11 protein-coding genes are annotated in these 11026 nt (G+C 33.0%); 3 read left to right on the top strand and 8 right to left on the bottom strand.

Annotated elements, in window-relative coordinates:
* Positions 1 to 822 (bottom strand): hypothetical protein (locus U9R23_06545; GenBank protein ID MEA3476077.1); only part of this gene is annotated, 822 nt, incomplete at its 3' end.
* 624 nt (positions 823 to 1446) lie between these two features.
* Here U9R23_06545 and gcvT point away from each other — a divergent pair.
* Positions 1447 to 2547, top strand: coding sequence for a glycine cleavage system aminomethyltransferase GcvT (gcvT, locus tag U9R23_06540; protein MEA3476076.1), 1101 nt, complete (start codon positions 1447 to 1449; stop codon positions 2545 to 2547).
* 153 nt (positions 2548 to 2700) lie between these two features.
* Positions 2701 to 3078, top strand: coding sequence for a glycine cleavage system protein GcvH (gene gcvH / locus U9R23_06535; GenBank protein MEA3476075.1), 378 nt, complete (start codon positions 2701 to 2703; stop codon positions 3076 to 3078).
* Positions 3079 to 3176: 98 nt separating this feature from the next.
* Here gcvH and U9R23_06530 read toward each other — a convergent pair whose 3' ends face one another.
* The 7 genes from U9R23_06530 to U9R23_06500 form a co-directional block, all read right to left on the bottom strand.
* Positions 3177 to 4421: an MFS transporter gene (locus tag U9R23_06530; protein MEA3476074.1), complete on the bottom strand. Its 1245-nt coding sequence runs from the start codon at positions 4419 to 4421 to the stop codon at positions 3177 to 3179.
* A gap of 151 nt (positions 4422 to 4572) precedes the next feature.
* Positions 4573 to 5166, bottom strand: a complete 594-nt coding sequence (gene coaE / locus U9R23_06525; GenBank protein MEA3476073.1) for a dephospho-CoA kinase — start codon at positions 5164 to 5166, stop codon at positions 4573 to 4575.
* 264 nt (positions 5167 to 5430) lie between these two features.
* Positions 5431 to 6177: a diadenylate cyclase CdaA gene (cdaA, locus tag U9R23_06520; protein MEA3476072.1), complete on the bottom strand. Its 747-nt coding sequence runs from the start codon at positions 6175 to 6177 to the stop codon at positions 5431 to 5433.
* On the bottom strand, positions 6174 to 7379 hold the full coding sequence (gene folP / locus U9R23_06515; protein MEA3476071.1) for a dihydropteroate synthase: 1206 nt from the start codon (positions 7377 to 7379) through the stop codon (positions 6174 to 6176). The genes cdaA and folP overlap by 4 nt, the downstream gene beginning before the upstream one ends.
* Before the next feature lie 529 nt (positions 7380 to 7908).
* Positions 7909 to 8262 (bottom strand): type II toxin-antitoxin system PemK/MazF family toxin, encoded by a 354-nt coding sequence (locus tag U9R23_06510; protein ID MEA3476070.1) that lies wholly within the window; start codon positions 8260 to 8262, stop codon positions 7909 to 7911.
* A complete protein-coding gene (locus U9R23_06505) occupies positions 8255 to 8503 on the bottom strand; it encodes a hypothetical protein (protein ID MEA3476069.1) in 249 nt (82 codons plus the stop codon). Before U9R23_06505 ends, U9R23_06510 begins: the two co-directional genes overlap by 8 nt.
* A 135-nt stretch (positions 8504 to 8638) precedes the next feature.
* Positions 8639 to 9850: a PLP-dependent aminotransferase family protein gene (locus U9R23_06500; GenBank protein ID MEA3476068.1), complete on the bottom strand. Its 1212-nt coding sequence runs from the start codon at positions 9848 to 9850 to the stop codon at positions 8639 to 8641.
* 251 nt (positions 9851 to 10101) lie between these two features.
* On the opposite strand from U9R23_06500, the gene U9R23_06495 reads away from it, so the two are divergent.
* Positions 10102 to 10725, top strand: a complete 624-nt coding sequence (locus tag U9R23_06495; GenBank protein ID MEA3476067.1) for a DUF255 domain-containing protein — start codon at positions 10102 to 10104, stop codon at positions 10723 to 10725.
* Positions 10726 to 11026: the final 301 nt, after the last annotated feature.

The raw sequence follows: 11026 nt of genomic DNA, 5'->3' as shown, positions 1-11026 counted from the left end.
ATCAGCAGTGGCAAAACTATTTTCTGTACTACGATATACATACCAGCCAAGATTATCTGTCTCTGATTGTGTGACCCAATATAATGTTGGCACATTATATAAATACTCACCTGTGAAGGCAGAGAGTTCTACTGGTAAGGTTTCATCTCCATTGATTACGAATGCAAGGTCAAGCGACTCGGTGGGCTGAAGTGGGTCGTAAAGAGGTTCCCAAAATGGATCAGGGAAATCACCCCAGACTGCATTATCCATAAAGTGTTGGCTCATTGAGGTCTTCCAGCCCCAATACCTGTCTGTTTCAGCAACACTTGCAGAGACATCCAACCAATAGATGTTATCGAATTCTTGTGGGATTCTCAGTTCTATTGGGAGGAAAATGTTGTATTGGTAGTAATTAAAATGATCGGGGTAAATGTACTCTTGCGTATTAGGGTCATACCATCCTTGGGTACCCTCGCCATACCATATAACTTCGAATTCAGCCGGGAAGAACTCATGTTCCCACACAAGATCTCCAGGTCTGCTGTAATCAATTCCTCCTGTACCTGCAGGTATATCTTTATGTATACTCAGATAGAATGATGTAATAGTACCTTCATAGTCATTTTTCCATGAGCCCCAGAAATGGATATCCCAGATCCAACCAGTTAGTGAGCACCGCCAATCGTCTGCAAGCACCTTAGGAAAAGTCGCATTTACATCCCAACCATTGGGATCAGGAAGTTGTGGCCAGTGCATCTTATGTCCATCAGCTTCATCCCAATGAGCCATTACAAATCCAGCTAATGACATAATCATTAATAAACAGATAAACTTTTTCATTATAAAACTCCTTTAATTTTTTTGTTTTTTTGTTAACATAATTATTTCGTCCTGTTACTTGGGACGAATACCTATCAATGAAGTTTACCCCGTTTGGATGTAGAATACTTTCCCAGGAGTAAAACTCGCATAGGATAGCAAACATCTAACGGGGTTATCATATCATATTGAGCATTTTTGTAGCATGCTCACCTATCTAAGACATTTACTTGTTTCGTCAGGAAACCACTTTTGTTGAACTATTTTCCAACCAGTTCCAACATTCCTCCCTACTTCCATTAGAATTTGAGAAAATTAACTTCTCAAATTAGAATTTTAAAAAAATTTTTGTCAAGTCTTTTTTGATTTTATCTTTTAAACTATGAGTTAAAAAGTAGACTTACGCTCTTCAGCGATTGGAAGATAATGAATGTAACACATCTTAAGAAACAACAAATTTGACAAATTTTAATAACCATAAAAATTTATACATTAATACTGTATAATTGCTTTAAGAAGATGGATATGATATAAACTACTAACTGACACTAACTATCACGAACTGATTTTAGATATTGATAAAAAAGTTTGTGTTAGTTTCCCGATTATATCGGGATTCGTGGTAAAATATTCATAGGAGAAAAGATGGCAAAGAAAACACCTTTCTATAACATTCACAAAAAGAAAAATGCAAAGATATTACCTTTTGCAGGATATGAAATGCCAATACAATATGAAAAAGGAATAATACATGAACATCGTAAAGTGCGAGAATCTGTTGGAATGTTTGACCTTAGTCATATGGGAGAGTTTATTGTAAGCGGCAAAAAGCGATTGGCTTTTGTTCAGAAAACAACAGTAAATGATGTATCTGAATTGGAAGTTGGGCAGGTTCAATATACCAATATGTGCTATCCTGATGGTGGCATTGTTGATGACCTTTTGGTTTATCGGGATGAGGATATTTTCTATCTGGTAGTGAATGCTTCAAACATTGATAAAGATTTTGATTGGCTTGAGAAAAATCTTATAGACGATATGGAATTAGAAAATGTGAGTGATGAAACCGCATTAATTGGTGTTCAGGGACCCAATTCCGAAAAAGTTGTACAAAAGCTTGTAAATGATGAACTATCAGACCTTAAATATTATCATTTCATCAGGACAAAGATTGATAATGTGCCAGTAATTCTATCTCGGACTGGTTATACTGGTGAAGATGGGTTTGAGATTTATTTTACTGATTTAGATAAAGCAGAGAGTATGTGGAATAAGGTTGAGTCAGCCGGAGAAGAATTTGATATTGAACCTATTGGTCTTGGTGCCAGGGATACATTGCGTTTAGAAATGAAATATCCCCTTTACGGAAATGATATTGATGAAAAGACAAATCCTCTTGAGGCTGGACTTAGATGGATTGTGAAATTTGATAAGGATGATTTCATCGGGAAAGAACCACTTCTAAAAGTCAAAGCAAAAAAGATTAAACGAAAATTAGTAGCATTCATTATGAAAGATAAAGGAATACCGCGTCCTCATTATGAAATTTACAAACATGGCAATTTGATTGGAGAAGTAAGAAGCGGAACGATTTCTCCAAGTTTGAATGTTGGTATTGGAACAGGTTATGTGAAAAGAGACTTTATGAAAAGCGGCACTGTGATTGACATAAAAATCAGAAGTAAGTTTCTAAAAGCCGAGATTATTAAACCACCATTTTATAAAAATGGAACCATAAAAAGATAAAAAAATTTAAGGAGAGTATATGCCACAAAACCACACAAAAGTACACGAAAGATTAATGTTAATAAAGATTTAAAGATATGCTATGGTAAAAAATGAAGATAAATGTTCGTGTTAGTTCGTGTTTGTTTGTGGCTAAAAATTAGAGGAGTCAAAATGGTAAAAGATGATTTAAAATACACAGAAACACATGAATGGATAAAAATTTCTGGCAAAGAAGCAACAATAGGTATAACAGATTATGCTCAAAAAGAACTTGGAGACATTGTGTTTATAGAATTACCAGAGATTGGCACAGAATTATCACGAGAAGATGTTTTAGCTACTGTTGAGGCTGTTAAGGCAGTTGAAGAAATATATATACCTATTAGTGGTAGAATAATTGATGTAAATTCTAAAGTAGCCGATACCCCAGACCTTCTTAATTCAAGTCCTTATGATGAGGGATGGATTGTTAAATTTGAGATTATGAATGAAGATGAAATGGAGAATCTGCTTTCTGCTGAGGATTATAAAAAATTGATTGGGGAATAAAATATTTTTTAGAAAAATCTAAGAAATATGGATTTCCATTCTCCAGAATGGGAAGAGACCACTCATATCCTTTTCTGGAGAAAAGGACTCCAAATATTTTATTTATTTCCTTTTACTTTTACAATCGGATAGAAAATAAGTATAAAACCAGATAATATAATCAGCGCTATTCCAATCCCAAGATTATCTGCCAGAAGTCCCATCACAGGAGAAAGAATAGCAATTATTATAGTTTTTAATTGTGATTCTACTGATAGTCCTGTTGCCATTATTTTTTGCGAAATATTTTCGCTAATATAACCTACATTCATAGGCCTTCTTAAATTTTGGAATGCATATAATATAATAAAAATCATTATAGATAATACTTTAATATCAACAGCGCAAAAAACTCCTGCTAAGATTGTCAATATACCACCCAAAATGAAACTTATATTTATTGCAAGTTCTAATGAACCGAACTTTTTTGAGAATTTGCTCGCATTTCTTGAAGCATACGATGTAAGCAAATAGATGAAAAAGTATGTTATTGAAATGAGTATCGTGCTTCTTTTGTCCTGCAAAGAAAGTAATATAGGAATTGATAGTGCATAAGTTTTTAAAATTGGCTGCAAATAATCCTTAATGGTTTTAAATAGGCCATCGTATAAAGAGGAATTGAATAGGGCTTTGATAAGAAAGGAATTTTTGAATAGCTGAAAAAAGTCTGAAACCGTATTTTGGAAATTCTTTATAGTTGCTTTCAGGACATTTCCTTTTTCAGTTTTCTTGATTTCACCATTCAGTTCATCAGGATAAGACATCATAAGGAAAAGTTCAAAAATATACGGTATGATGGAGGCTAAAAATACAATTTTATAACTCCCTGAATAGAAAACAAGAACACCAGCAATTAAAGCAGATATTGCAGAACCAAACTGCGATGAGCCTCTTGTATGTCCGTAATACTCTACCCTCAGATGAGAGATATTCTTGATTTTCAGGTATTCCAAAATCATTGCTTTATGAGTGCCGGAGCGAAATGCCTCACCTAAACCAAATAGTAACATTGCAACTATGTAGATACTAAATTTGGGAAAGAAATAAAAAATAATAAATGATAGAATATAGGAAATGAAAGCTGATATCATGGAATTCTTTCTACCATAAGTATCAGCGATGAATCCTGTTGGTATTTCAAAAATATTTGTAGAAATTTCTCTTACGGAAAAAAGCGTGCCTATTTCCAGGAATGACAAGCCCATTTCACGGAAAAAGAGGATTATAAATGGGTCAAAGAATCGTAGATTTTTTAGAAATCCATAGCCACAGAATTTATAGTATTGGGTGTCTTTAGGTATCATTTAAATTAGATATTATTTCGGAGTGCGAAAACGAGCTCCGATTTATCGGAGAGAACTTTTCGCAAACCCCAAGGCTGCCATAAGCTGAAAGTTCGTCCCGTGTAATATAAAACGCTTCGCTATTACACAGGACTCATTTCAGCACTCCGACTCAATTAATTTTTTCTTTAATTAAACCCCAGACTTTCTGCAGCTTTTCCTGAAATTCTGAAAGAGTTGAGTTGTTTTCTATAATAAAATCAATTTTTCCTGATAGTTTTTTTTGTGAGGAAATTCGTGAAATTGCATCTTTATTAGAAAGCTTTTTATAGGTCATTAAACGCTTAATTTGAATAGATTTTTTTGTGGTGATTAATATCACATAGGTACAAATTTCATCTAAATTCCAATCTAAAAGAAGTGCCGCATCAATTATTATAATATTTTCATTTAACGATTCTATACTATGCAAAATTTTTTTTATCAAAATTGGATGAACGATATTATTAAGTTTTTTTAATTTGTCCTGGTTTTGAAAAACAATCTTGCCAAGTTCTTGTCTATTTATTTGATTTTCTGAAATTACATCCTTTCCAAATGTAGAAAGGATTTTTTCTTTTACTTCTTCTTGCTGCAGAATTTGATGTCCGATTCTATCCGCATCAATAACAGGGATTCCTTTCTTATAAAAGAATTTTGCTGCAGTTGTTTTTCCAGAAGCTATCCCGCCTGTAATGCCGATAATTACTTTATTTTTTAGCCACAAAGGTTCATCCTTCGTCCCGATTATATCGGGGACAAGAATTTCAAAATCCTAATTTCAAATGTCAAATAAAATGACAAAGTCCAAATGTCCAATCATGCCATCCCCGTGTCCGCGGGGACGGATTCCTGGAGAATCAACCCTTTTATTTTTGTCATTTGATATTTGAAGTTTTATTAGAAATTAGTCCCGACAGGTCGGGAGTAATTAGTCATTTACCCCCGATTAAATCGGGGGTAGTGCTTTGGATTTAGTATTTGTAATATTTTATCTCTCTAATTCATCCATCAAAGTTTGAGAAAGAATGTCTATAGAAACTTTCTCGTTTATGACTCCATTTTTTACCGTAGAAATTTTACCTGTATTTTCTGAAACTATTATTACTAATGCATCTGTCTGCTCTGAAATGCCAATTCCTGCTTGATGACGAGTTCCATACTTTTTTATGTATTTACTCTGTGTTGTCAAAGGCAGAATTACTTTTGCTGCTACAATACGATTACTTTTAATAACTATTGCCCCATCATGAAGGACTGTTTTTTTATTAAAGATTGTGAGAATCAATTTTTCAGATATTTCCGCATTGATAATTTCTCCTGTTGCTATGTAATCATCTATGCCAACTTTATTTACAATTACAAATATCCCACCAATTCTATTGTATGCCATTGTTCTTATTGAGTTTAATAATTCTGTAAATCGGTGAGTATCCTTAGGTGGAAAAATTGAATGGAAAAAAGGTTTCTGCCCAAATTTGATTAATGCTGTTCGGATCTCTGGCTGAAAGAGTACTATGATGCCAATAACCCAAAAATCTTTAATAATATTTATAACTGAACCAAGAAGAGTAAGATTAAGTAATTGTGCAATTGAATAGAATATAAAAATAAGAATTAGACCCCAGAGAACCTGATATGTTTTTGTTCCACGAACAAGTAAGATTACTCTATAAAATATGTATCCAACTATTATAATATCAAATATATCTAAAACTTTCGGAACCAGAAAACTCATCTATCCCCTTTCTTAAGATGATTTAGCATCCTGACTAATTTTTTATGAGGAGCAACTTCATGTACTCTTATAATATCAACTTTATTGAGAATAGAGTAAGCATTTATTGCTAAGGTGCCTTCTAATCTTTGGTCTATCTCAGCCTCAAGTATTTTCCCAATAAAACTTTTATTTGAGCAGCCAAGTAGTATTGGCTTTCCAAGGCAGCGGAATTCTTCTATTCTGCGAATGATTTTAAAATTGTCTTCTAATCGTTTACCAAAACCAAGACCAGGGTCAATGATTATATTCCTTTCTTTAATTTTAGAATTGGTTGCTATTTTTATTGATTCTGTCAGATATTCTAAAATCTCTTCAATAACATCATCGTAAATAGGATTAACTTGCATATCTTTAGGGGTTCCTTTAATATGCATCAGCACAAGAGGGACATCAGGAAATTTTGCAACTGTGCCTGCCATCTTGTCATCAAAACGGAGTGCACTAATATCATTTACCATATGAACTCCTACCTCAAGAGCAGCTTTTGCAACTTGTGATTTATAAGTATCAATAGAAAAAGGGAAATCAAATTTTTTAATTGCCTTTTCTACGATTGGCAAGACCCTTGAGAGTTCCTCATCCGGAGAAATTTCTTTAGAATAAGGACGAGTGGATTGTCCACCTATATCAATTATATCAGCCCCTTCTGCTATCATTTTTTCAATCTGATTTACTGCGGAATCCAATGTAGTATATTTGCCGCCATCATAGAAAGAATCAGGAGACACATTAAGTATTCCCATAATTAGAGTACGATTTAGACTTAATATATGACCCCTTACATTTAGATATTTTTCCTGACTATCCATCTCTATTTTTAGCAATTGGTTAATTGATTTACAGATTTCTGGGATTTCAAAGACATCTTGATGCAATAATTTTTCTTGTAGAAGTCTGATATTTTGAATACTTCCCAAAATGATAACATCAGACCTATCGACTTTACCATTTACAACTCCTCTTGCCACAGCAGCATCACCACCAAGACTTAGCATATTTTGTTTAATGATATTTGCAGCACCTGTTTTGATGTTCTTTAATTTCATGGCAATACAATTTGCTTTTTGCCACATAGACTTTATACCTTGAGAGGTAACGCCTATCTTTTGAAATTCATCAATGATGTCTTCTGACTTGTTTATTGACAGTATTCTATTCATGTTTGCAATGGATAATTATATTTAATTGTTTATTGACCCATTTATTAAGAAAAGTTCTCTCTTTATTTATACTTTTATACTTTATCACATATAATTGATTTAAAATGAGTTCTGCAAAATAAGCTTTTTTTTTACCTCACCCCTGCCTTCGCCGAAGCGGCTACGCGCAGGCAGGTCAGTCCTCTCCTAAAAGGAGAGGAAGACAGAATTCTCCTTCTCCTTGCCCGTTCTCCGTAGTATCCATTCTCCGTAGCAAGACTGCGAAGGATGAACTACGAAGGATGAATAGGAGAAGGAGTTAGAGGATGAGGTAAATCAAAACTTATTTTATAATATTTCATAAAAAAATTGAAAATTATCTATTTTGCAGTTCTCATATAATTGACTTAAATAATTAAAAGAACAGCAGTATATATTCATTAAAAAATGTTGCTAAAACAAGGAAAATATTACACAAGTTATCATTTACTTTTCATAATAAAATATTCTATTTAGATAATATTAAAGATAGTTGTGGATATTATCTTTATCAAATCTTATCTTGTAGCTGAAATAATTTTACCAATCGTTTATCAATTTGTGCTTGATGTTCTTTTGACAATTGTCCCAATTCTCTTCTGATAATTGATGTGGAAATTGTCATTAAACAATGTAACCGAATTGTTGATGAGACTTTTAAGCCAGTTTTTTGAAAATCCTTATTATCGGAATCCACAACAATATCAGTATCCATTAAATCAACTGGAACCTGACTTGTAATGAATGCTACAACAACATGATTATGAGGTCCAACTTTATCTGTTAAACACACGGCAGGTCTAACTTTTGCAGTCGTTAGATTATCAAATGGAAATGGGACTAATACTATTTTATTTTTAATCATTGAATGGTTTTCCATCTGAATTAGAATAAATATCTTCGTTAAGGTCTTTTAGAAATTCAAATGCTGAATTCTTAGCTGCAGATAAAAGCCATTCCTGTTCTTTTATATCCGTTTCATTCTCAAGCATTAAGATTATTCGAACTTTGCCAGGTGGAATTGATGAGAGTGGTTCGTCAAGCAAAAGTTTATGATTTTTATCTATCTCACCTTTTACCTCAACTGCTTTTGAAATTACTTGCATAATTGTTTCCTTTTATTTTAAATTTTAATTTTTACAATTATAATCTACAATTACTTCTAACATTATAAATACAATTGCATCTAATATCGTACACCATTATACCATATTTCCTTATACCCTTATATCCCTATTTCCTTACTCTTTTGGATATTCTTTAATCGCTTTTGCAAGGCGTGGTACACCGATTTTAATTTGTTCTTCAGATGGATAGGAGAAGTTTATCCTCATTGTATTATGTCCGGAATTATCACAATAGAATGCAGAGCCAATCACGAAAGCCACATTATATTTTAATGCCCGTTCAAACAATTTGTCAGTATCAATATAATCAGGTACAGTAACAAGCAGAAACAATCCCCCTTCAGGTGTAGTCCAGCTAACTCCTTCTGGCATATATTTTTCAAATGATTCTACCATAAGGTCTCGCTTTTTATGATACATCTTTTTAATCTTTTCAATGTTTTTTTCTAAGTATCCTTTTTCCAAAAATCGTCCAAGAATCCTCTGAGAAAATGCTGATGAGCACAAGTCTGTTGATTGTTTTGCTACAACCAGTTTATTTATAATGTCAGGATGCGTAAGAACCCATCCTATACGGAATCCTGGAGCGAGTATTTTAGAAAATGTGCCAAGAAGTATTATCTGGTTTTGGTCATCCAGACTATAAATAGAAGGCACGGGCTTTCCCTCAAAACGTAATTCGCGATATGGACTATCTTCAAGAATCAGTACATTAAATTCGTGTGAAATTTCAATAATTTCTTTTCGTCTTTTCACACTCATTGTCATACCCGCAGGGTTTTGGAAATCTGGAACGATATAAATAAATTTTGGTCTTTCACCCTTAGATTTTAGTTCTGATAACTTTTTTCTAAGAATTACTGCACTCATTCCTTCGTCATCCTGAGGAACTCCAATCATGTCCGCTCCATAAGCATTAAAAGCACCAAGACCGCCGACATAGGATGGTAATTCTACAATTACTTTATCCCCGCGATCAATAAAAATCTTAGCAATTAAGTCCAAACCTTGTTGGGAAGCAGTGGTAATAAGAATATTATCTTCGGTAACTTGAATTCCTTCCTTTATTGAATGATTTACTAAAGCTTTTTTTAGTACCGAATCTCCCTCTGTTGCACTATACTGGAGAGCTATTTTTGGCTCATTTTCCATTACTTCATAAATAATCTCTTTTAGATCTTCTACCGGAAATGATTTTGGTGATGGTAAACCTCCGGCAAATGATATAATTTCTGGCTTTGCTGTGAGCTTAAGTAATTCTCTTATTACAGATTTTTTCATTCCCCTCACATTTTTTGACAATATGTCCTCAAGTTTTGTAATCATTGCTACTCCTCTTGTTTTTTATTTAGTTTAAACGGGCTTCTAAAAAAATATATGTCAAGAATTATTCAATTTGTCGTAACTAATAGTAAATATTTTAAAGAGATTATTAATTTAATCAGGTATAAATTTCAAGAAAATTATTATTTTGCTTTACATTATTCTCAAAATGTTAAATAAATAGAAAAATAATTTTTGAATTAGTTTTAAGAAAGCTAAATTGTATTTGATTTCAAAGATAGAACGGAGATGTAATGAAAAAAATATTAATTATCTTATTTATTGTTGGCTTGTTATATTCAATTTCTTGCTCATCAAAGGATATAGAAGAAAAGTCAACCCAACAGGTTTCTAAAAGTGAAAAAAAACAAGTAGAGCTTGAAAAATCACCTCAGAAAATTTTAAATTCTGAACAACAAGAAAAGGTGATACTAAAGCAAAAAGAAACTTTTAACCATATTAACTGGTTTGGGTTTGAAGAAGGGTTAGCAAAAGCAGAAGCAGAAGGCAAAGATATCATCATTGATTTTTACACAGACTGGTGTAAGTGGTGTAAGGTTATGGATGAAAGCACTTTCTCTGAGCCTGAAGTTATTCAATTTATGGGCGAAAATTTTGTCCCTATTAGAATAAAAGCTGACGATAATCAAAAGCAGGTTGAATTTCAAAACCACACTTTAACTCTACGCCAACTTACCTCTGCCTTTGGGATAAAAGGTTTCCCTTCTTATGGTTTTCTGAATGAAAATGCTAAAATTATCACAGTGGTTCCTGGCTATATTAAAAAAGATATGTTTATGAATATTTTGAGATATATTCATCTGAAGTGCTATGAAAGACAGATTAGTTTTGAAGATTTTCTTAAAGAAAATAAATGATTTATGCAAAATGGAAAAATTCACCTAACTTGTCATTCCCACGATCCCCGATTAAGTCGGGGAGGGAATCCATTCCTTACAACCTGTCTTTTACTGCCACTTCCCTCTATATGGATTCCTGATTCCCGACATATCGGGAGGAATGACATCTGTGAGCGTTTGGAATGACATGAGAATGCAATTTTGATATCTCATAAGAAAATTATGAATAGGAGTAAAGTTAGAAGTATTTAATTGGTTGGAAAGTTGGTAAACCAGATTGATATGTTTTTTAAAAAATTGTTTCCAGGAAAAGAAGCTT

This window comes from Candidatus Cloacimonadota bacterium (assembly GCA_034722995.1).
In the GTDB taxonomy this organism is placed as follows: Bacteria; Cloacimonadota; Cloacimonadia; order JGIOTU-2; family JGIOTU-2; genus JAGMCF01.
The sequence above is the reverse complement of the archived record's forward strand: the minus strand, read 5'-3'. Positions and strand labels throughout refer to the sequence as shown.

What these genes read in the sequence shown, in the direction of transcription:
- gcvH (MEA3476075.1), top strand. Translation starts at nt 2,701, where the DNA reads ATGGTAAAAGATGATTTAAAATACACAGAAACACATGAATGGATAAAA.
- folP (MEA3476071.1), bottom strand. Translation starts at nt 7,379, where the DNA reads ATGAATAGAATACTGTCAATAAACAAGTCAGAAGACATCATTGATGAA.
- U9R23_06495 (MEA3476067.1), top strand. Translation starts at nt 10,102, where the DNA reads ATGAAAAAAATATTAATTATCTTATTTATTGTTGGCTTGTTATATTCA.
- U9R23_06505 (MEA3476069.1), bottom strand. Translation starts at nt 8,503, where the DNA reads ATGCAAGTAATTTCAAAAGCAGTTGAGGTAAAAGGTGAGATAGATAAA.
- U9R23_06530 (MEA3476074.1), bottom strand. Translation starts at nt 4,421, where the DNA reads ATGATACCTAAAGACACCCAATACTATAAATTCTGTGGCTATGGATTT.
- cdaA (MEA3476072.1), bottom strand. Translation starts at nt 6,177, where the DNA reads ATGAGTTTTCTGGTTCCGAAAGTTTTAGATATATTTGATATTATAATA.
- U9R23_06500 (MEA3476068.1), bottom strand. Translation starts at nt 9,850, where the DNA reads ATGATTACAAAACTTGAGGACATATTGTCAAAAAATGTGAGGGGAATG.
- U9R23_06510 (MEA3476070.1), bottom strand. Translation starts at nt 8,262, where the DNA reads ATGATTAAAAATAAAATAGTATTAGTCCCATTTCCATTTGATAATCTA.
- gcvT (MEA3476076.1), top strand. Translation starts at nt 1,447, where the DNA reads ATGGCAAAGAAAACACCTTTCTATAACATTCACAAAAAGAAAAATGCA.